Origin of the sequence: Streptomyces sp. NPDC059679 (genome assembly GCF_042734105.1) — a bacterium.
Classification (GTDB): Bacteria; Actinomycetota; Actinomycetes; order Streptomycetales; family Streptomycetaceae; genus Streptomyces.
This window is the reverse complement of record NZ_JBHWES010000069.1, coordinates 45,216-65,962: the sequence shown is the minus strand read 5'-3', so window position 1 is coordinate 65,962 and position 20,747 is coordinate 45,216. Positions and strand designations below refer to the sequence as shown.

Sequence of the window (20,747 nt, the reverse complement as noted above, 5' to 3'; positions counted from 1 at the left end):
TGCGTTAGGGAAACGCCCGGTTACATTCCGAACCCGGAAGCTAAGCCTTTCAGCGCCGATGGTACTGCAGGGGGGACCCTGTGGGAGAGTAGGACGCCGCCGAACAATTTTTAGAGAGAGCTCTGTTGGGAACATTGGTTCCTGACGGAGCTCTCTTTTGTTGTGCTGCGGGCCACTCGGTGTTCATGTTGCCTGGGCACGATGCCAGCCATGGGGACTCCTGCGGACGAGCTGTTGCAAGAGCTCACCCGGTCGGGCGTACGGCCGGGTGACGAGGTGGTGGTGCCGTCGTACGGCACCACCGAGGCCGCGGAAGCGGTTCTGCTGGCCGGGGCCCGGCCGGTCTTCGTGGATATCGACGCCAATACCTACTGCATAGACCCGGCCGCGGTGGCGGATGCGCTGACGCCCCAGACCGCCGCCGTCATCGTGGTGCACACCTTCGGGCATCCGGCCGACATGATCCGCCTGAGTGAACTCGGTAAGCGGCACGGACTGCGCGTCATCGAGCACGGGGCGCGGCCCGAGCCGGATGCCGAGACGCTGCGGCGGCAGGCGAACGCGGCGTATCTGAACGGCAAGCTGCGCGGTGTGATCACCCCCTGGGTGGCGACCGGGGTTCAGCACACCTATCAGCAGTACGTGGTGCGCGTTCCGGGGAATGGCAGGCCGGACCGTGACGCCTTCGCCCGTACGCTGCGTTCCCGTGGTGTTATGTGCCACGTTCCCGTACAGACGCCGGCTCACCGCACCGCGCGATTCCGGCGGGATTTGTGGCTCGCGGAGACCGAGCGGGCCGCCGATGAATGTCTGGCTTTGCCGATCGACGCGGCGATGACACGGCGGGAGCTGCAGCGTGTGGTGTCCGCGTGCAATGCGCTCGGCGGGGTACTTCAGGCGGCAGCTTAACGGCGGCTGGCCGACGGCCGTTGGGACAGTGGCACGGAGCACCCTGATCTTCGGGGTATGATTTATTCCGTCGACGCGCCCCAATAGCTCAGTCGGCAGAGCGTCTCCATGGTAAGGAGAAGGTCTACGGTTCGATTCCGTATTGGGGCTCTCATTTTCACGACACAAGGCCCTCGCCAATTGGCGGGGGCCTTCGTCATGTTCGCCGAATTCTCCGGGTTTTCCGAGGTATGTCAGGCGTCGTGCGGCTCGGGGACGCGCATGGCCAGGATGGCCATGTCGTCGGACGGCGGCTGGGCCGCGAACCGCTCCACCGCGCGCAGCACCCGGGAGGCCACCGCGCCGGCCGTCAGACCGGTGCAGGTCGTCAGTACGTCGACGAGGCCGTCGTCGCCGAGCATCCGGGTGCCCTCGCGGCGCTCGGTCACGCCGTCGGTGACGCACAGCAGGACGTCGCCCGGGTCGAGGGTGACGGTCTGCTCGTACAGTTCGAGGTCTTCCATCACGCCGAGCAGCGGCTGGGGTTCGGCCGCGGGCTCCACGGAGCCGTCCTGGCGCAGCCGCAGGGGCAGCGGGTGGCCCGCGCAGACGACCTTCAGCTCGGCGCTGCCGTCCTCTTGCGGCCACAGCTCCCCGTAAAGGAGCGTCAGAAAGCGGCTGCGGGCGCCCTCGTCGAGGATGGCGGTGTTGAGACGTTCGAGCACGGCCGGGCCGCCGAAGCCCTCGCGGGCGAGCAGCCGTAGCGCATGGCGGGCCAGGCCGGTGACCGCGGCGGCCTCGGGGCCGGTGCCGCAGACGTCGCCGATGGCGAAGCCGTACGCGCCGTCGCGGATCGGGAAGAGGTCGTAGAAGTCGCCGCCGACCTCGTTGCCCTCGCCCGCCGCGCGGTAGATGACTTCGACCTCCACGCCGGTGACGTCGGGCAGTTCGGGCGGCAGCAGGCTGCGCTGGAGGGACTGGCTGATGGCCGTGCGCTCCGAGTACAGCCGGGCGTTGTCGAGGGCGAGCGCCGCCCTGCGGGAGAGGTCTTCAGCGAGTTCCAGATTCTCCTGGCGGAAGTGCCCGTCGGTGGACTTGCCGAGGGTGAGCATGCCGATGACGCGGTTGCGGGCGACCAGAGGCAGCACCACGGTCTCGCCGCCGACCGCCGAGGCGGTGGCGAGCGAGGCACTGGGGCCGGAGGAGGGGCGGGCGGCGTCGCCGAGGCTCAGGCCGCGCAGCGAGGTGCGCAGCGCCGCGGCGTGGGCGGCCTGGGAGGGGGCGGTCCACAGGCGGGCGCCGCCGGTACGCACCTGCTCGGGCGGCTCGATCTTCGTCAGCAGGGCCTTGAGGCCGTCGATGCGCTCCTCGTCCTCGTGCAGCACATAGGACAGCTCGGGGTCGGAGGCGGGGTCGGCCACGGTGTAGACGGCGCACCAGTTGGCCAGCGTGGGCACGGTCATCTGGGCCATGAGGGCGAGCGTCTGGTCGCGGTCGAGCGTTCCGGCGAGCAGATCGGAGGCCTCGACGAGGAAGGAGAGGGAGTTACGGCGCAGCCGCTCCAGTTCGGTGAGTCGTGCGCGTTCGACGGCGAGGGCGATGCGGTCCGCGGCGAATTGCAGCCGTAGCGCTTCCTCGTTGCTGTACCGGCCGGCGGACTCGGAGGCGACGCCGAGGGAGCCGGTGAGCCGGCCCTCGACCTTCAGCGGGACGGTGACGACCGAGCGCAGACCGGTGTTGGCGAGGAGCGGGACGGCGCCGGGCACGATGGAGAGGTCTTCGTGGACGGCGGGCATCCGGGCCGAGCCGTAGCGGCCGGTGCCGGCCTCGACGGGGACGCGGGCGAAGCGCTGGCGGGCGGAGGTGAGCCCGGTGGAGGCGCGGACCTCCAGTTCCGTCTCGTCGTCGGTGGCGAGCAGCAGATAGGCGGCGTCGCCGTCGAGCATGTCGCGGGCGCGCTCGACGGTGCGCTGGAGCAGCCCGTCGAGGTCGTCGGGGGCGGGGGAGCCGATGGAGACCTCGAAGGCGTCGGCGGCCGGGCCGCGCTCGGCGCTGTCCACGGCGTCGGCCCCGGGGGCGCGCTGCGGGCTCTGGAGCACCGCGCGCTCGCGCTCGCGCACCAGCAGGCAGACGGTGGACGGATCGCCGTCGGCGTCGCGGACGCGGAGGTGGGAGGCGTATACGGGGATGACGCGGCCGTCGGCGCCCCGGATGCCGTACGAGCCCTCCCAGCGGGAGAGCTGCAGGGCCTCGGCGACTCCGGTGCCGGTGCCGGGGGTGTGTGGCCAGGCCGCGAGGTCGGTGAGGGGTTTGCCGACGATCTGGTCCGCCGCGTAGCCGAACAGTTCCTGTGCGTCGTCGTTCCAGGCGCTGATGAGGCCGGTGCGGTCGATCTGGGTGACGGCGACGCGGACCCGGGCGTCGGTGACGGGCAGGGCTTCGGCGGGCAGGGCGGGTCCGGCCGAGCGGGTGCCGGCCAGGCGGTCCGGGAATTCGAGGTGGAACCAGACCTGCTTGTGGGTGGCGGTGTACTCGACGCCCCAGCGGGAGGCGAGCGCGGCGCACAGCAGCAGGCCCCGGCCGCCCTCGCGGTCGGGGTTGCTGATGGGGCGGCTGGTGGTCTGCAGCGGGAGCTCGCGCTCCGGGTAGCGGTCGGTGACCTCGATGCGCGCGCCGGTCTCGGCGCGGACGCAGACCACGTCGGCGGCCGTCCCGGAGTGCACGACGGCATTGGTGACCAATTCGCTGGTCAGGACGACCGCGTCGTCGACGATGTCGGTGAGGCCCCACCCTTGGAGGGTGTCGCGGACGAAGGTGCGGGCGGAGGCGACCGAGCGTCCCACCGGTTCGAAGGTGGCGGCAGCCCGCGCGGTGATCACAGGTCTCCTCATACGTGTCTCGGCGATCTGCTCACCCATGTCGCAGCGCCCCTCCGATGCCTGGCCGGATGCCAGGTTACTTACCTCCGCCGCTTCCGCGAATGCCGGTGGGGGCTGATTCCACCCCAGAGTGTGCTGTCGGGAGCCGGAGTGTGCTTCCGGGGGTATGCGATGCTGCCGAACTGTTATGGCCTGGTTGGGCCATGGTGAAACACTGGGCAGGCTGGAAGAAGAACCCGAGGACGACGGTCAACCCTGCGGGAGGGACACGGTGGAGTCTGGCGCTGCGACGCGAGGCACGAGCACGCGCGCGAAAGGCGGACGGTCCCGGAGCAATGGGACGACAGAAGTGGACACGGCAGCTCTGAACCGGCTGCTGACGGCGATGACGGCCATGCGGGACGGGAACTTCCGCAAGCGCCTGACGGTCTCGGGCGATGGTGTGATGTCCGAGATCGCGGCGGTCTTCAACGAGGTCGCCGACCGTAATCTGCAGCTCACAGGCGAGCTGGCGCGGGTGCGGCGGGTGGTCGGACGTGAGGGAAAACTCACAGAGCGGCTGGAAATGGGGGCGTGCGAGGGGTCGTGGGCGGCCGCCATCGATGCCTCCAATGCGCTGGTGGATGATCTCGTGCGCCCCGTCTCCGAGGTCGGCCGGGTGCTGTCGGCGGTCTCCGAGGGCGACCTGGAGCAGCGGATGGATCTGCGCTCGCAGGGGGCGGACGGTTCGGCGCATCCGCTGCGCGGGGAGTTCCTCAAGGTCGGCCGTACGGTCAACGGCCTGGTGGATCAGCTGTCGGCGTTCGCCGACGAGGTGACCCGGGTGGCCAGCGAGGTGGGCACCGAGGGCAAACTCGGCGGCCAGGCCCGGGTGCGCGGAATGTCGGGTTCTTGGAAGGACCTCACGGAGTCCGTCAACACGATGGCGTCCCGGCTCACCGCTCAGGTACGGGACATCGCCCTGGTGACCACGGCGGTGGCCAAGGGTGATCTGTCCCGTAAGGTCACGGTTCACGTGGCCGGTGAAATGCTCGAACTGAAAAACACCGTCAACACGATGGTGGACCAGCTCTCGTCCTTCGCCTCGGAGGTGACGCGGGTCGCCCGTGAGGTGGGCACCGAGGGCGAGCTGGGCGGTCAGGCGAAGGTCCCCGGCGTGGCGGGGGTGTGGAAGGACCTCACGGACTCCGTCAACCTGATGGCCGGGAACCTCACCGCCCAGGTGCGCGGGATCGCCCAGGTCACCACGGCGGTCGCCAGTGGCGATCTGTCGCAGAAGGTGACGGTGAGCGCACGGGGTGAGGTCGCCCAGCTCGCCGAGACGATCAACACGATGACCGAGACGCTGCGCACCTTCGCGGACGAGGTGACGCGGGTGGCCAGCGAGGTCGGGGCCGAGGGCCTGCTGGGCGGTCAGGCGCAGGTGCCGGGTGCGGCGGGAACGTGGAAGGATCTCACCGATTCGGTGAACACCGCGTTCCGTAACCTCACCGCACAGGTGCGGGACATCGCGCAGGTGACGACGGCGGTCGCCAACGGCGATCTGTCGCAGAAGGTCACGGTCGATGTGGCCGGCGAGATGCTGGAGCTGAAGAACACCGTCAACACGATGGTCGATCAGCTGCAGTCCTTCGGCGCCGAGGTGACGCGGGTGGCGCGGGAGATCGGCGTCGAGGGCGAGCTCGGCGGTCAGGCGCAGGTGCCGGGTGCGGCGGGAACGTGGAAGGATCTCACCGATTCGGTGAACACCGCGTTCCGTAACCTCACCGGACAGGTCCGCAACATCGCGCAGGTGACGACGGCGGTCGCCAACGGCGATCTGTCGCAGAAGGTCACGGTGGACGTCTCCGGCGAGATGCTCCAGCTGAAGAACACCGTCAACACCATGGTGGACCAGCTGTCCTCCTTCGCCGACCAGGTCACGCGGATGGCCCGGGACGTGGGCACCGAGGGCCGTCTTGGCGGTCAGGCCCGGGTCGACGGCGTCAGCGGCACCTGGAAGGACCTGACCGACTCCGTCAACTCCATGGCGGGGAACCTGACTTCGCAGGTGCGCGGGATCGCGCAGGTGACCACGGCGGTGGCGCGCGGCGATCTGTCGCAGAAGATCGAGGTGGATGCGCGCGGCGAGATCCTGGAGCTGAAGAACACCATCAACACGATGGTCGACCAGCTCTCCGACTTCGCCGAGCAGGTGACCCGGGTCGCCCGCGAGGTGGGCACGGAGGGCCGTCTTGGCGGGCAGGCGCGGGTGCCCGGCGTGGCGGGCGTCTGGCGCGATCTGACCGATTCGGTGAACAGCATGGCGGGCAATCTGACCGCCCAGGTCCGCAGCATCGCGCAGGTCGCCACGGCGGTGGCGCGCGGCGACCTGTCGCAGAAGATCGAGGTGGATGCGCGCGGCGAGATCCTGGAGCTCAAGAACACCCTGAACACCATGGTCGACCAGCTGTCCTCGTTCGCCGAGGAGGTCACCAGGGTGGCCCGCGAGGTGGGTACGGAGGGCCAACTGGGCGGGCAGGCCGAGGTGCAGGGGGTCTCAGGCACCTGGAAGGACCTCACCCAGTCGGTGAACGGCATGGCCGACAACCTGACTTCCCAGGTGCGCTCCATCGCCGAGGTGACCACGGCGGTCGCCAAGGGCAATCTGTCGAAGAAGATCACGGTCGACGCCAAGGGCGAGATCCTGGAGCTCGTCACGACCGTGAACACGATGGTGGACCAGTTGTCGTCGTTCGCGGAGCAGGTCACGCGGGTGGCCCGTGAGGTGGGTACGGAGGGCCAGCTGGGTGGTCAGGCGCGGGTGCCGGGTGTGACCGGCATCTGGAAGGACCTGAGCAACAACGTCAACCTGATGGCCAACAACCTCACCATTCAGGTGCGCAACATCTCCCAGGTCTCGGCCGCGGTCGCCAACGGGGATCTGACGAAGAAGGTGACGGTCGAGGCGCGGGGCGAGGTCGCACAGCTCGCCGACACCGTCAACACGATGGTGACGACGCTGTCGTCGTTCGCGGACGAGGTCACCCGGGTGGCGCGCGAGGTGGGCACCGACGGCATCCTCGGCGGCCAGGCGCGGGTGCCCGGCGTCTCGGGGACCTGGAAGGACCTCACCGAGTCCGTGAACTCGATGGCGTCCAACCTGACCGGGCAGGTCCGCAACATCGCGATGGTCACCACGGCGATCGCCCAGGGTGATCTGACGAAGAAGATCGACATCGAGGCCCGGGGCGAGATCCTGGAGCTCAAGACGACGATCAACACGATGGTCGACCAGCTGTCGTCGTTCGCCGACCAGGTCACCCGGGTGGCCCGCGAGGTGGGCACCGAGGGGCAGCTGGGCGGGCAGGCGCGGGTGCGGGACGTGGCCGGCACCTGGAAGGACCTGACCGAGTCGGTGAACGAGATGGCGGGTAACCTGACCCGTCAGGTGCGCGCCATCGCCGAGGTCGCCACCGCGGTGACCCGCGGCGACCTCAACCTCAAGATCGATGTGGATGCCGCGGGCGAGATCCAGGTCCTCCAGGACAACATCAACACCATGATCGCCAACCTCCGGGAGACGACGCTCGCCAACGAGGAGCAGGACTGGCTCAAGGGCAACCTGGCCCGTATCTCCGGTCTGATGCAGGGGCGGCGCGATCTGGCGGACGTCGCCCGGCTGATCATGAGCGAGCTGACCCCGGTGGTCTCCGCGCAGCACGGCGCGTTCTTCCTGGCGATGCCGACCGACGAGGGCGGCGCCGACAGTGGCGAGGACGCGTACGAGCTGCGCCTGATCGGCAGTTACGGCTACTCCAAGGGCACCATGCCGACCACCTTCCGGCCGGGCGACTCGCTCATCGGCACGGTCGCGGTGGAGAAGCGCAGCATCCTGATCGAGCGGGTGCCGCCGAACTATCTGAAGATCTCCTCGGGCCTCGGCGAGGCCGCCCCCGCCAATGTGATCGTGCTGCCGGTGCTGTTCGAGAGCCAGCTCCTCGGCGTGGTCGAGCTGGCCTCCTTCCAGCCCTTCACCCAGATCCAGCGGGACTTCCTCAACCAGATCGCCGAGATGATCGGCACCAGCGTCAACACCATCAGCGTCAACACCAAGACGGAGGTGCTGCTCAAGCAGTCGCAGGAGCTCACCGAGCAGCTGCGCGAGCGGTCCGCCGAGCTGGAGAACCGGCAGAAGGCGCTGCAGGCATCCAACGCGGAGCTGGAGGAGAAGGCGGCGCTGCTGGCGCGGCAGAACCGCGATATCGAGGTCAAGAACACCGAGATCGAAGAGGCCCGGCAGGTGCTGGAGGAGCGAGCCGAGCAACTTGCCGTCTCGATGCGCTACAAGAGCGAGTTCCTGGCGAACATGTCGCATGAGCTGCGCACCCCGCTCAACTCCCTGCTGATCCTCGCCAAGCTGCTGGCCGACAACGCCGACGGCAATCTCTCGCCCAAGCAGGTGGAGTTCGCCGAGACCATCCACGGCGCGGGCTCGGACCTGCTCCAGCTGATCAACGACATCCTGGACCTGTCGAAGGTCGAGGCGGGCAAGATGGACGTCAGCCCGACCCGTATCGCCCTGATCCAGCTCGTCGACTACGTGGAGGCCACGTTCAGGCCGCTGACCGCGGAGAAGGGCCTGGACTTCTCCGTACGGGTCTCCCCGGAGCTCCCGGCGACGCTGCACACCGACGAGCAGCGGCTGCTGCAGGTGCTGCGCAACCTGCTGTCCAACGCGGTGAAGTTCACCGACTCCGGCGCCGTGGAGCTGGTCATCAGGCCCGCGGGCGCGGATGTGCCCGACGGGATCCGGGAGCAGCTGCTGGAGCACGGCGCGCTGCGCGACCCGGACGCCGAGATGATCGCGTTCTCGGTCACCGACACCGGTATCGGCATCGCCAGCAGCAAGATGCGGGTGATCTTCGAGGCGTTCAAGCAGGCCGACGGCACCACCAGCCGCAAGTACGGCGGCACCGGCCTCGGCCTGTCCATCAGCCGGGAGATCGCCCGGCTGCTCGGCGGTGAGATCCACGCCGCCAGCGAGCCGGGCCGCGGCTCGACCTTCACGCTGTACCTGCCGCTCCACCCCAGCCAGCTGCCGCCCCAGGGCTACCCGCAGCTCGGCCCCGTCGGCGAGCCCGCGCTGGCCCTGGAGGCCGTGCTGGACAGCGGCGCCGAGGCCGCGGGCGAGGAGGGCGCCGCGGCGCCGCAGGAGGCCGTGCGGGAGCTTTCGGTGCCCGTGGCGGCGCGCCAGCAGCGGGCGCGCGGCGGCGCGGGGGGCTACCGGAGCGGTCGGCGGGTCACGCCGCAGGAGGAGGTCGGCGGGGCGGCCCTGGCCCGGTCGGGCCGCCGCCCGGCCCCGCGGCGTACGGAGGCGCCCGAGCCCTGGCTGTTGGGTGGTCAGGACCTGGTCGCGCCGGAGCCGTCGGGTGGATTCCACGGCGAGAAGGTGCTGATCGTCGACGACGACATCCGCAATGTGTTCGCGCTCACCAGCGTGCTGGAACAGCACGGGCTGCAGGTGCTCTACGCCGAGAACGGCCGGGAGGGCATCGAGGTGCTGGAGCAGCATGACGACGTCGTACTCGTCCTGATGGACATCATGATGCCGGAGATGGACGGTTACGCCACGACGGCGGCGATCCGCCGGATGCCGCAGTTCGCCGGGCTGCCGATCATCGCCCTCACCGCGAAGGCGATGAAGGGCGACCGGGAGAAGAGCATCCAGGCCGGTGCGTCGGATTATGTGACCAAGCCCGTGGACACGGATCATCTCCTCGCGGTCATGGAACAGTGGATGGGCGCGGAGTGACCGGCGGGAACGCGGCGGCCGCAAGGCTGTTGACTGAGTGTCGCCGAACACGTGTGGGAACACCGTGTTCGGGGAACCTTCTGGTCTCTTACCGCGTTTCTGCTACGTGCACAGTGACATCGCGGTGACAGGGTGTGGCGAACAGCGGGGTGCGGCTACCATGACCGGCACAAGGACGGGCGGCGCAAGGGAGTCGTCCCCCGGGGCGGCGCCCGGCGCTTCCCCGAGCTCTTCGAGCAGGGGAGGCCCCATGCCGGGGCGAGGAGGACGGGCCATGGTTCAGAAGGCCAAGATCCTCCTGGTCGATGACCGGCCGGAGAATCTGCTGGCGCTGGAGGCCATTCTCTCCGCGCTCGATCAGACACTGGTACGGGCATCGTCAGGGGAGGAAGCGCTCAAGGCGCTGCTGACGGACGACTTCGCGGTCATCCTGCTGGACGTCCAGATGCCGGGGATGGACGGTTTCGAGACCGCCGCGCATATCAAGCGGCGGGAGCGGACCCGCGACATCCCGATTATCTTTCTTACCGCGATCAACCATGGTCCGCATCACACCTTCCGCGGGTATGCGGCGGGCGCGGTCGACTACATCTCCAAGCCGTTCGACCCATGGGTGCTGCGCGCGAAGGTATCGGTGTTCGTCGATCTGTATATGAAGAACTGCCAGCTGAGGGAGCAGGCCTCGCTGCTGCGGCTGCAGTTGGAGGGCGGCCAGTCCGCCGGGGAGGACGCCAAGGAGGCGGCGGGGCTGCTGGCCGAGCTGTCCGCGCGGCTGGCCGCGGTGGAGGAGCAGGCCGAGGCGCTGTCGAAACAGCTCGACGAGTCCGCGGACGCGGCCGCCGTGGCGACCGCCGCGCATCTGGAGCGGAAACTGACCGGACTGCGGCGGGCGCTGGACGCGTTGGAGCCCGGCGCCGGCGGTGGAGCGAGCCCGATGCCCTCGCAGGCCTGAGTGGCGCGCGGTCACGCTCCTTGCGCCGCGCTGGCCGTGACGTCCCGTCGCCCTGATGTCCTGTCACCCCGCGCCCTTCCGTCCGCCAGGGCCGCCGGGGCCGTCACGGGCGTGATGTGAGTGGGGTGACGTGAGTGACGCCTGCCACCGCCGTATGCGTGCTCCGTACGGCGGACGCGGGTAATCTCGCCCTCATGGCCTCTCGTACGTCCGGCAAGGGTTCCCAGAGCACGGCGGGCACCTCGAAGAAGCGCGCCGGGCAGTCCGGGGGCGCCGCCAAGAAGGCACCCGCGAAGAAAGCGGCTGCCAAGAAGGCGCCTGCCAAGAAATCCGCCGCGCCCGCGAAGAAGGCCGCGCCGAAGAAGGCCGCCGCCAAGGCCGCGCCGCCCAAGCCGGCGCCCAACCCCACCAGCGGGGTGTTGCGCGTGGCGCGCGCCGTATGGATGGGCCTGGCCCGCGGCGTCGCGGCGCTGTTCCGCGGCATAGGGCGCGGCGCGAAGGGACTGGACCCTGCCCACCGCAAGGACGGCAGCGCGCTGCTGCTGCTCGCCCTGGCCCTGATCGTCGCGGTCGGCACCTGGTCCAATCTTCAGGGCCCGGTCGGCGATCTGGTCGAGGTGCTGGTCACCGGCGCCTTCGGCCGGCTCGACCTGGTCGTGCCGATACTGCTGGGCGCCATCGCGGTCCGGCTGATCCTCCACCCCGAGAAGCCGGAGGCGAACGGACGGATCGTCATCGGCCTGTCCGCCCTGGTGATCGGCGTCCTCGGACAGGTCCACATCGCCTGCGGGGCGCCGGGGCGCGGCCAGGGCACCCAGGCGATCCAGGACGCGGGCGGCCTCGTCGGCTGGGCGGCGTCCCGACCGCTGATCCTCGCGATGGGCGAGGTACTGGCCGTACCGCTGCTGGTGCTGCTCACCGTCTTCGGGCTGCTGGTCGTCACCGCGACGCCGGTCGCCGCCATCCCGCAGCGGCTGCGCCGGCTCGGCGTCAAGCTCGGCCTCGTACGGGAGCGCCCCGCCGAGTACCAGGCCGACGACGAGGACTACGGGGCCTACGACGACTACGAGCCGTACGGCGCCGGGGAGTACGCCGAGGAATGGCGCGAGACGCCCGCCAGACGGCCTCGGCGGGCCTCGGCGGGCCAGGGGGGCCCGCAGGGCGCCGGCGACCCGGAGCGGGCCGAGGAGGAGGCGCTGCGCAAGCGCCGGCGGACGCGCCGCGCGCCGTCCGCACAGCCGCCGCTCGATCGCCCGATGGATGCCGTGGACGTGGCGGCCGCCGCTGCCGCGGCCCTGGACGGGGCGGTGCTGCACGGCGTCCAGCCCTCACCGCTGGTCGCCGGGCTCAGCAGCGGGATCTCCACCGACCGGGGCACCGGGTCCGACACGGGCGCGGTGCCGGGTGCGCGCGACGCCGAGCAGACCGGCAAGGCGGGCGCCACGGCGGGCAAGCGGAAGCGGCCCGATCGGCAAAAGGGGCCAGAGGGGGCCGACGAGGGGGAGCAGGCAGCCGTCGTCCCCGACCTGACCCGGCCCGCGCCCGAGCCCTCCGAGCCGCTGCCGCCGCGCGCCGAGCAGCTGCAGCTCTCCGGCGACATCACCTATGCCCTGCCCTCGCTCGAGCTGCTGGAGCGCGGCGGCCCCGGCAAGAGCCGCAGCCCGGCCAACGACGCCGTCGTCGCCTCGCTGTCGAACGTCTTCACCGAGTTCAAGGTGGACGCGTCCGTCACCGGCTTCACCCGCGGCCCGACGGTCACCCGCTACGAGGTGGAGCTGGGCCCCGCGGTGAAGGTCGAGCGGATCACGGCGCTGACCAAGAACATCGCCTACGCCGTCGCCAGCCCCGATGTGCGCATCATCAGCCCGATCCCCGGCAAGTCCGCCGTGGGCATCGAGATCCCCAACACCGACCGTGAGATGGTCCGGCTGGGGGACGTGCTGCGCTCGGCCGACTCCGTCGGCGACGACCACCCGATGATCGTCGCGCTCGGCAAGGACGTCGAGGGCGGCTATGTCGCGCACAACCTGGCGGCCATGCCCCATGTGCTGGTGGCCGGCGCCACCGGCTCCGGAAAGTCGTCGTGCATCAACTGCCTGATCACCTCGGTCATGGTGCGCGCCACCCCGGACGATGTGCGGATGGTGCTGGTCGACCCCAAGCGCGTGGAGCTGACCGCGTACGAGGGCATCCCGCATCTGATCACGCCGATCATCACCAACCCCAAGCGCGCCGCCGAGGCCCTGCAGTGGGTCGTACGGGAGATGGACCTGCGCTACGACGACCTCGCGGCGTTCGGCTTCCGGCATGTGGACGACTTCAACGCGGCGGTCCGCGCCGGCAAGGTGAAGCAGCCGGACGGCAGCGAGCGTGAGCTCAAGCCCTATCCCTATCTGCTGGTGATCGTCGACGAGCTCGCCGACCTGATGATGGTCGCGCCCCGGGACGTCGAGGACTCGATCGTCCGCATCACCCAGCTGGCCCGCGCGGCGGGCATCCATCTGGTGCTGGCCACCCAGCGGCCGTCCGTGGACGTCGTCACCGGCCTGATCAAGGCGAACGTGCCCTCACGGCTCGCCTTCGCCACCTCCTCGCTGGCCGACAGCCGGGTGATCCTGGACCAGGCCGGCGCCGAGAAGCTGATCGGCAAGGGCGACAGCCTGTTCCTGCCCATGGGCGCGAGCAAGCCGGTCCGGATGCAGGGCGCCTTCGTCACGGAGGAGGAGGTCGCCGCCATTGTCGAGCACTGCAAGGCACAGATGGCGCCCGTCTTCCGCGACGACGTCACCGTCGGGACGGCGAAGAAGAAGGAGATCGACGAGGACATCGGCGACGATCTGGACCTGCTGTGCCAGGCCGCTGAGCTGGTCGTTTCCACACAGTTCGGGTCGACGTCGATGCTCCAGCGCAAGCTGCGGGTCGGCTTCGCCAAGGCGGGGCGGCTGATGGACCTCATGGAGTCGCGGGGGATCGTCGGCCCGAGCGAGGGATCCAAAGCGCGCGATGTCATGGTCAAACCGGATGAATTGGATGGAGTGCTCGCGGTGATCCGCGGGGAGGCTCACCCATAAGGAATCGGCGGGCAACCGTTTCCCCTGCCGATACGTCAAGTTGAGGGAGGTGGCGAAGGGATGTCCCACGATGGTGGTCATACGGCAATCCTGATGGCGGACAAACTCCGTCCTCCCGCTTGCCCGACCCTTTCGCCCCACCCCTAAACTGAACCTCCAGCAGGTGGCTACACGCTCGAAAGGCGCCCCCGTGTCCATCGGCAACTCCCCCGGCAACTCGCCAGAAGACGACCGGCCTTCGGTCGGCCGCGCCCTCCAGCAGGCCCGCATCGCCGCGGGGCTGACCGTCGACGAGGTCAGTACCACCACCCGGGTGCGCGTTCCCCTGCTGCAAGGCATCGAGCAGGACGACTACGCGCGGTGCGGCGGCGACGTGTACGCCAGAGGGCATATCCGCGTGCTCGCCCGCGCCGTCGGCCTCGATCCGGACGCCCTGGTCGCCCAGTACGACGCCGAGCACGGAGGCCGCCCGGAGCCGAGCCTGGCGGCGCCGGTGTTCGAGGCCGAGCGGATCCGCCCCGAGCCCCGCCGCCCCAACTGGACGGCCGCCATGGTCGCGGCGATCGTCGCGGTGGTCGGATTCGTCGGCTTCACGCTCTTCAGCGGCGAGAACGGCGGAAAGGGGGACAGCCGCTCCACGGTCGCCGAGGAGAGCACGACGGCCAAGCCGCCGACGACCAAGCCCACCGCCAAGCCGACCCCCACCAAGCCGGCCGACCAGAAGCCCGAGCCTTCTGACAGCGCCATCGCGGGTGTTCCGGCGGACAAGGTCACGGTCAGGCTGACCGCGGAGAACGGACAGAGCTGGATCTCCGCCCAGGACCACAACGGACGGCTGATCCACGAGGGCCTGCTGCGCCAGGGCGACTCCAAGACCTTCAGCGACAGCAAGCGGATCGATCTGGTGCTCGGCAACGCCCAGGCCATCAAGCTGTTCGTGAATGGCAAGGAGGTCAAGGATCTGGCGGCCAACGGGCAGGTCCAGCGGCTGAGCTACACCAAGGGAGATCCCGAGGCGGGCTGAGCCGACAGCCGGACGGGAGCCCTGGCAGCGGGAGGTGTCGGCGCGACGAAGTAGTCTGAGCCCATGTCCGAACGCCGCACCGTCGCCCTTGTCACTCTTGGCTGCGCCCGTAACGAGGTGGACTCGGAGGAGCTCGCAGGCCGCTTGGCGGCGGACGGCTGGGAGCTCGTCGAGGAAGCCGCCGATGCTGATGTCGCCGTCGTCAACACGTGTGGATTCGTAGAAGCGGCCAAGAAGGACTCGGTCGATGCCCTGCTGGAGGCCAACGACCTGAAGGACCACGGCCGCACCCAGGCCGTGGTGGCCGTCGGCTGCATGGCCGAGCGGTACGGAAAAGAGCTGGCGGAGGCGCTGCCCGAGGCCGACGGGGTGCTCGGCTTCGACGACTACGCCCACATCTCGGACCGGCTGCAGACCATCCTGTCGGGTGGGATCCACGCCTCGCACACGCCGCGCGACCGGCGCAAGCTGCTGCCCGTCAGCCCGGCCGAGCGGCAGGGGGCCGCCGAGGTCGCGCTGCCGGGCCATGCGCAGGCCGAGGCCGCCCTCGCGCCCGAGGACCCGCCCGCGCCCGAGGATCTGCCCGCGGGCGTGGCCCCGGCTTCCGGGCCCCGGGCCCCGCTGCGCCGCAGACTGGGCAGCAGCCCGGTGGCCTCCGTCAAGCTGGCCTCCGGCTGCGACCGGCGGTGCTCCTTCTGCGCCATCCCGTCCTTCCGCGGGTCCTTCATCTCCCGCAGACCCTCCGACGTACTGGGCGAGACACGCTGGCTGGCCGAGCAGGGCGTGAAGGAGATCATGCTGGTCTCCGAGAACAACACCTCGTACGGCAAGGACCTCGGCGACATCCGGCTGCTGGAGACCCTGCTGCCCGAGCTGGCCGCGGTGGACGGCATCGAGCGGATCCGGGTCAGCTATCTCCAGCCCGCCGAGATGCGGCCGGGGCTGATCGACGTGCTCACCTCGACCGAGAAGGTCGCGCCGTACTTCGATCTGTCCTTCCAGCACTCCGCCCCCTCGGTGCTGCGGGCGATGCGCCGCTTCGGGGACACCGACCGCTTCCTGGAGCTGCTGGACCGGATCCGGGCCAAGGCGCCGCAGGCGGGTGTCCGGTCCAACTTCATCGTCGGCTTCCCCGGCGAGACCGGGGACGACCTGGCCGAGCTGGAGCGCTTCCTCGGCGCGGCCCGGCTGGACGCCATCGGCGTCTTCGGGTATTCGGACGAGGAGGGCACCGAGGCCGCGACATACGAGGACAAGGTCGATCCGGACGAGGTCGCCGAGCGGCTGGCGCATGTCTCGCGGCTGGCCGAGGAGCTCACCGCGCAGCGGGCCGAGGAGCGGCTGGGCGATGTGGTCGAGGTGCTGGTCGAGGAAGCCGGTGACGCGTACGCCGCCGAGGACACCGACGGCGCCGGCGAGGGGGCGGGATCCCTGGTGGGCCGCGCCGCCCACCAGGCGCCCGAGACCGACGGCCAGACTCTGCTGACCATGTCCGGGAGCGGTCCGGTGCCCGCCGTGGGGCAGCTGGTCACGGCGAAGGTGGTGGCGACGGAAGGCGTGGACCTGGTCGCCGAGGTGCTGGAGCAGGGGGAGCTGCCGGCGGGCGGCGCGTGTTCCGAGGAGGCCGGCAGATGAGCGGAGTCCCGGCCTCCGCCGCGGGGGGCCACCACCGGCCGGCCGCGGCCGCCCGGCCCGTAGGGCTGTGGAACATCGCCAACATCCTCACCATGGTCCGGCTGCTGCTGGTGCCCGGGTTCGTGTTGTTGATGCTGCACAACGGCGGGTACGACCCGGCCTGGCGCTCCTTCGCCTGGGCAGCGTTCGCCATCGCCATGATCACCGACCTCTTCGACGGGCATCTGGCCCGCCGGTACAACCTGGTCACCAACTTCGGCAAGATCGCCGACCCGATCGCCGACAAGGCGATCATGGGTGCCGCGCTGATCTGTCTCTCGGCGCTGTCCGACCTTCCGTGGTGGGTCACCGGAGTGATCCTCTTCCGTGAGATCGGGATCACACTGATGCGCTTCTGGGTGATCAAGCACGGGGTGATTCCGGCCAGCCGGGGCGGGAAGATGAAGACGCTCGCGCAGGGCATCGCGGTCGGCATGTACATTCTTGCGCTCACCGGGCCGCTGGCCACCCTGCGCTTCTGGGTGATGGCCGTGGCCGTGGCGCTCACCGTGCTCACCGGCCTCGACTATGTCCGGCAGGCGATCGTGCTGCGCCGGGCCGGCCTGGCCGCGGAGCGGGAGTCCGTGGGATGACCGGGGAACACGGGGGAAATGGGGAAATCGGGGTTACCGGGGGTGTCGGGGGAGTGGCGGCCGAGGCGCTGGGGCTGCTGGAGGGGCACGGGGAGACCATCGCCGTCGCCGAGTCGCTGACCGGCGGGCTGCTGGCCGCCGAGCTGACCGCCGTACCGGGCGCGTCCCGCTCCTTCCGCGGCTCGGTGACCGCGTACGCCACCGGACTCAAGCGGGATCTGCTGGGCGTGGACGGCGCCCTGCTCGACGCCCGCGGGGCCGTGGACGCGGAGGTCGCCCGGCAGATGGCGCAGGGTGTGCGGCGGGTGCTGGGCGCGGACTGGGGTGTGGCGACCACGGGTGTGGCCGGGCCCACACCGCAGGACGGACAGCCCGTGGGCACGGTCCATGTGGCCGTGGCGGGGCCGTCGGGGGCGGCCACCGGGATGGCGCTGAGGCTGGCCGGAGACCGTGCCGGAATCCGTGGACAGACCGTGGAGGCGGCGGTCAAGCTGCTGTTGAGGGAATTGATCGCGACTGCGAGGGCACAGGATACGGAACAACGCGGGGGGATTTGATGTTTGCAGCCCTGAGTGAACACGACATCGCTCCCCGCACGGGCGCAGCAAGAGGCGGTACGGTGGGGCGTGAAGGATCCGGATCCGAGGTCCGAGGAGGGAGCCAGCGATGATTCTGCTCCGTCGCCTGCTGGGTGACGTGCTGCGCCGGCAGCGCCAGCGCCAGGGCCGTACCCTGCGCGAGGTGTCCTCCTCCGCCCGGGTGTCCCTCGGCTATCTCTCAGAGGTGGAGCGCGGCCAGAAGGAGGCGTCCTCCGAGCTGCTGTCCGCGATCTGCGACGCACTGGACGTCAGGATGTCCCAGGTCATGCGAGAGGTGAGCGACGAGTTGTCGCTCGCGGAGCTGGCGGAGTCGGCGGCGGCGAGCGAGAAGGTGCCCGCTCCGATGCGGCCCATGCTCAATTCGGTTTCCGTGACGTCCGTGACGGGTGTCCCGGAGGAGCGGGTGACCATCAAGGCGCCCGCGGAGGCTGTGGACGTGGTCGCGGCCTGATCGCCGTGGCGCCCTGATGCGTGCGCCCGCACCCTGACAGCGAAGAGCTTTTGAGCCCCGGTCGGTAGTACACCGACCGGGGCTCGATGTTTGCCCGGTCGCGCGCGGGTGACTCTGTGGGAAGGTGGAGGGGATCCAAAAGCCCTCAAATGGTTCAAAAGGTATTCAAAAAACAGTCAACAGGTCGAAAAGGAGGAGATGGATGTCTGTGGTGAAGAGCCCGCTCTCGGAGGAGAACCTCAAGGTCGTCGGCGACGCGCTGCAGGGTGCCCTCGTTGACCTCGTCGATCTGGCGCTCGTGAGCAAGCAGGTCCACTGGACCATCGTCGGCCCGCGTTTCCGTTCGGTGCATCTGCAACTGGACGACGTTGTCAGCACCGCCAGGGCGCACGCCGACACCGTCGCGGAGCGGGCCTCGGCGCTCGGGGTGCCCCCGGACGGCCGTGCCGCGACCGTGGCGGCGACCAGTGGCATCGAGACGGCCAGGACCGGCTGGACCGAGGACGGGGCTGCGGTGCGGGCCCTGGTGGCCGGCCTGGGATCCGTGATCACCCGTATGCGGGACCGCATCGAGGCCACGGCCGAACCCGATCCCGTGACGCAGGACATCCTCATCGGGCTCACACGTGATCTGGAGAAGCACCACTGGATGTTCCAGGCGGAGAACGTCAACGGCCGCTAGCCCGGTCGCCCGGGGCGGCGGTGGTGCCCCGGTGCTGGGTGCGGGGTCGGAGAGGCTGGGCAGACTTCAGGGGCGCGGGACGTCTGACGCGCGCCCATGAGCCTTCCGTGCGCCCTCCCGTCGTCCGTGAGCGGGCGTCTAGCGTCGGCCGAAGGAGGCAGTCGATGGCAGCCGTGGGAGGGGCCGACAACCAGCGCCGCGGGCCGGTCCGGTGGGCGGTCGCGCTCGCTCTCGGCGGGGTGTGGTGGTGGGCGGTGCTGCGGCTGGCCGCGGCGCCCGAGCAGACCGGGCCGGTCGAGGGGGCGTTCACGGCGGGCGGCTGGGGGCTGAGTCTGCTGCCGGTGCACTGCGGTCCCTCCCGGGGGCGGTCGGCGCGCCGGATCGCGTCGGGGCCGCGGTCGCGGCCGGGGCCACCGGGGCCGGGGTCGCAAGGGCCACGGTCACCAGGGCATGGCGACGCCGCCGTTCGGACGCAGGATCTGGCCGGTCATGAAGGATGAGGCGTCGGACGCCAGATGGAGCACGGCGTGCGCGACGTCCGTCGGTTCGCCCACCCGCCCCAGCGGAGTGCGCCGCACCATCGGCTCTTCCGCGAGGCGCCGCTCCTCATCGCTGTGGCGGTCGGTCATGGGCGTGCGAATCCACCCGGGGGCGACGGCGTTGACGCGGATACCATGGCGGCCCACCTCGGTGGCGAGGGTCTTGGTGAGCTGGACGACGGCGGCCTTTGTCACGCCGTAGCAGAGCAGGCCGGGCGCGCCGGTGTCGATGGCGCCGGAGGCCATCGTGACGATGGTGCCACCGGTGCCCTGCTCGATCATGGCGCGGGCGGCCTCCTGACAGCCGTACAGCACCCCCTTGAAGTTGACGGCCAGGACGCGGTCGAGGTCGGCGTCGTCCGTCTCCAGAACGGTGCTGCTGTGCATGATCCCGGCGATGTTGGCCATGATGTCGAGTGCTGCGCCGGTGCGTATGGCGGCCACCGTGGCGGCGATCTGCGCGCGGTCGGCGACGTCGAGGGTGTGGGCGTGGGCGCCGCCCCCGTATGCGGTGATGTCGTCGGCTGTCCGTTGCGCGCCCTTGCCGTCCAGGTCCGCGCAGTGGACGGTCGCGCCGGCCTCGGCGAGCAGGGCGGCGCTGGCCCGGCCGATTCCGCTGGCCGCGCCGGTGACCAGTGCGGTGCGGCCGGTGAGGTCGTACGCGGTGAGGGTCATGGCGTGACCGTACGACTGGATCTGACGGATCGTCAATTAGCTGGGTGCTCGGGCAGTCGGTCCGTCGGCCGGGGCGGTCAGCCGTCGATGGTCGGGCCTGGCTGGCAGGCCGGGCACCAGTACGTGCTGCGTTCCTTGTCGGCGCGGCCCTGCTCCATGCGTACGGGCGTCCCGCAGCGCAGACAGGGCTTGCCCGCCCGGCCGTAGACCCACAGCCGGCGGTCGGCGCGCGACTCGGCCGTGGTGATGCGGGCCGGCCGGGCCTTGTTGGACTCCAGGAGCCTTTTGGCGAGGGTCACCAGGCGCTCCGGGGACGGCACTTGGCCGATGGGCAGCCACGGGGAGACGCGTACCAGAAAACACAGCTCCGACTTGTACACATTGCCGATCCCCGCGAGGTTGCGCTGGTCGAGCAGCGCCTCGCCGAGGGGGCGGGCGGGGTCGGCGAGGAGCCGGCGCAGGGCCTCGTGCGGGTCCCAGCCGGGGCCGAGGAGATCGGGGCCGAGGTGTCCGACGGCCCGGTCCTCGTCCGTGGTGCGGAGCAGTTCGAGGACGGGGAGGCGGTAGCCGACGGCCGTGCGCTCGGCGGTGCTGAGGATGGCGCGGACCTGGTGGAGCGGCCCGCCGCGCCACCGCTCGCCGGGGTCGTACAGATGCCAGGCGCCGTCCATCCGCAGATGGGAGTGGAGCGTCAGACCGCCCTCGAGGCGGGTGAGCAGATGCTTTCCGCGCGCGGTGACGTCCATCACCTGGCGCCCGGCGAGGTCGACCGTGGCCAGCCGGGGGACGCGCAGATCGCAGCCGGTGAGCGGTCGGCCCGCCAGGGCCTGGTTCAGGCGCTTGGCCGTCCGCCAGACGGTGTCTCCTTCGGGCATGGGTGCCTCCTTTCTGGCTCGGTTCCCCTCCGGGGCGCCTCAGCCCCTGTC

Annotated in this window: 13 protein-coding genes, 1 tRNA gene and 1 rRNA gene; 12 read left to right on the top strand and 3 right to left on the bottom strand. The window is 70.4% G+C overall.

The window, feature by feature from the left end:
• From rrf to ACFV2X_RS44955, 3 genes are all read left to right on the top strand, one after another.
• Positions 1 to 105 (top strand): 5S ribosomal RNA (gene rrf / locus ACFV2X_RS44965); the annotation flags it as partial.
• A gap of 105 nt (positions 106 to 210) precedes the next feature.
• Entirely contained in the window at positions 211 to 909 is a 699-nt protein-coding gene (locus tag ACFV2X_RS44960) for a DegT/DnrJ/EryC1/StrS family aminotransferase (RefSeq protein ID WP_385627628.1), read from the top strand.
• Between the two features lie 77 nt (positions 910 to 986).
• Positions 987 to 1,059, top strand: a tRNA-Thr gene (locus ACFV2X_RS44955).
• An 83-nt stretch (positions 1,060 to 1,142) separates the two neighbouring features.
• Here ACFV2X_RS44955 and ACFV2X_RS44950 read toward each other — a convergent pair.
• Positions 1,143 to 3,806 carry a SpoIIE family protein phosphatase gene (locus ACFV2X_RS44950; RefSeq protein WP_385627626.1) on the bottom strand — a complete coding sequence of 888 codons (2,664 nt, stop codon included), beginning with the start codon at positions 3,804 to 3,806 and terminating at the stop codon, positions 1,143 to 1,145.
• A gap of 232 nt (positions 3,807 to 4,038) precedes the next feature.
• Here ACFV2X_RS44950 and ACFV2X_RS44945 point away from each other — a divergent pair, with 232 nt between their 5' ends.
• The 9 genes from ACFV2X_RS44945 (at position 4,039) to ACFV2X_RS44905 (ending at position 18,607) form a co-directional block, all read left to right on the top strand.
• Positions 4,039 to 9,561 (top strand): HAMP domain-containing protein, encoded by a 5,523-nt coding sequence (locus ACFV2X_RS44945; protein ID WP_385627624.1) that lies wholly within the window; start codon positions 4,039 to 4,041, stop codon positions 9,559 to 9,561.
• 274 nt (positions 9,562 to 9,835) lie between these two features.
• Positions 9,836 to 10,513, top strand: coding sequence for a two-component system response regulator (locus tag ACFV2X_RS44940; RefSeq protein WP_089508506.1), 678 nt, complete (start codon positions 9,836 to 9,838; stop codon positions 10,511 to 10,513).
• A 194-nt stretch (positions 10,514 to 10,707) separates the two neighbouring features.
• Positions 10,708 to 13,584, top strand: a complete 2,877-nt coding sequence (locus tag ACFV2X_RS44935) for a DNA translocase FtsK (protein WP_385627631.1) — start codon at positions 10,708 to 10,710, stop codon at positions 13,582 to 13,584.
• A gap of 190 nt (positions 13,585 to 13,774) precedes the next feature.
• Complete coding sequence (locus ACFV2X_RS44930) at positions 13,775 to 14,608, top strand: helix-turn-helix domain-containing protein (RefSeq protein WP_385627621.1); 834 nt, start codon at positions 13,775 to 13,777, stop codon at positions 14,606 to 14,608.
• Positions 14,609 to 14,671: 63 nt separating this feature from the next.
• Positions 14,672 to 16,243 carry a 30S ribosomal protein S12 methylthiotransferase RimO gene (gene rimO, locus ACFV2X_RS44925; RefSeq protein WP_385627619.1) on the top strand — a complete coding sequence of 524 codons (1,572 nt, stop codon included), beginning with the start codon at positions 14,672 to 14,674 and terminating at the stop codon, positions 16,241 to 16,243.
• Positions 16,240 to 16,875: a CDP-diacylglycerol--glycerol-3-phosphate 3-phosphatidyltransferase gene (gene pgsA, locus ACFV2X_RS44920; protein WP_385627616.1), complete on the top strand. Its 636-nt coding sequence runs from the start codon at positions 16,240 to 16,242 to the stop codon at positions 16,873 to 16,875. Before rimO ends, pgsA begins: the two co-directional genes overlap by 4 nt.
• Complete coding sequence (locus ACFV2X_RS44915) at positions 16,872 to 17,432, top strand: CinA family protein (RefSeq protein WP_385627613.1); 561 nt, start codon at positions 16,872 to 16,874, stop codon at positions 17,430 to 17,432. The genes pgsA and ACFV2X_RS44915 overlap by 4 nt, the downstream gene beginning before the upstream one ends.
• A gap of 109 nt (positions 17,433 to 17,541) precedes the next feature.
• On the top strand, positions 17,542 to 17,925 hold the full coding sequence (locus ACFV2X_RS44910; RefSeq protein WP_014175948.1) for a helix-turn-helix domain-containing protein: 384 nt from the start codon (positions 17,542 to 17,544) through the stop codon (positions 17,923 to 17,925).
• 202 nt (positions 17,926 to 18,127) lie between these two features.
• Entirely contained in the window at positions 18,128 to 18,607 is a 480-nt protein-coding gene (locus ACFV2X_RS44905) for a Dps family protein (protein WP_385627610.1), read from the top strand.
• A 440-nt stretch (positions 18,608 to 19,047) separates the two neighbouring features.
• Here ACFV2X_RS44905 and ACFV2X_RS44900 read toward each other — a convergent pair whose 3' ends face one another.
• Complete coding sequence (locus ACFV2X_RS44900) at positions 19,048 to 19,821, bottom strand: SDR family NAD(P)-dependent oxidoreductase (RefSeq protein WP_385627608.1); 774 nt, start codon at positions 19,819 to 19,821, stop codon at positions 19,048 to 19,050.
• Between the two features lie 77 nt (positions 19,822 to 19,898).
• Positions 19,899 to 20,696, bottom strand: coding sequence for an Fpg/Nei family DNA glycosylase (locus tag ACFV2X_RS44895; protein ID WP_385627605.1), 798 nt, complete (start codon positions 20,694 to 20,696; stop codon positions 19,899 to 19,901).
• Between the last annotated feature and the right edge of the window lie 51 nt (positions 20,697 to 20,747).

Coding starts and splice junctions, on each gene's coding strand:
- ACFV2X_RS44895 (WP_385627605.1), bottom strand. CDS start 20,696: ATGCCCGAAGGAGACACCGTCTGGCGGACGGCCAAGCGCCTGAACCAG.
- ACFV2X_RS44940 (WP_089508506.1), top strand. CDS start 9,836: ATGGTTCAGAAGGCCAAGATCCTCCTGGTCGATGACCGGCCGGAGAAT.
- ACFV2X_RS44960 (WP_385627628.1), top strand. CDS start 211: ATGGGGACTCCTGCGGACGAGCTGTTGCAAGAGCTCACCCGGTCGGGC.
- ACFV2X_RS44900 (WP_385627608.1), bottom strand. CDS start 19,821: ATGACCCTCACCGCGTACGACCTCACCGGCCGCACCGCACTGGTCACC.
- ACFV2X_RS44910 (WP_014175948.1), top strand. CDS start 17,542: ATGATTCTGCTCCGTCGCCTGCTGGGTGACGTGCTGCGCCGGCAGCGC.
- pgsA (WP_385627616.1), top strand. CDS start 16,240: ATGAGCGGAGTCCCGGCCTCCGCCGCGGGGGGCCACCACCGGCCGGCC.
- rimO (WP_385627619.1), top strand. CDS start 14,672: ATGTCCGAACGCCGCACCGTCGCCCTTGTCACTCTTGGCTGCGCCCGT.
- ACFV2X_RS44935 (WP_385627631.1), top strand. CDS start 10,708: ATGGCCTCTCGTACGTCCGGCAAGGGTTCCCAGAGCACGGCGGGCACC.
- ACFV2X_RS44950 (WP_385627626.1), bottom strand. CDS start 3,806: ATGGGTGAGCAGATCGCCGAGACACGTATGAGGAGACCTGTGATCACC.
- ACFV2X_RS44905 (WP_385627610.1), top strand. CDS start 18,128: ATGTCTGTGGTGAAGAGCCCGCTCTCGGAGGAGAACCTCAAGGTCGTC.
- ACFV2X_RS44915 (WP_385627613.1), top strand. CDS start 16,872: ATGACCGGGGAACACGGGGGAAATGGGGAAATCGGGGTTACCGGGGGT.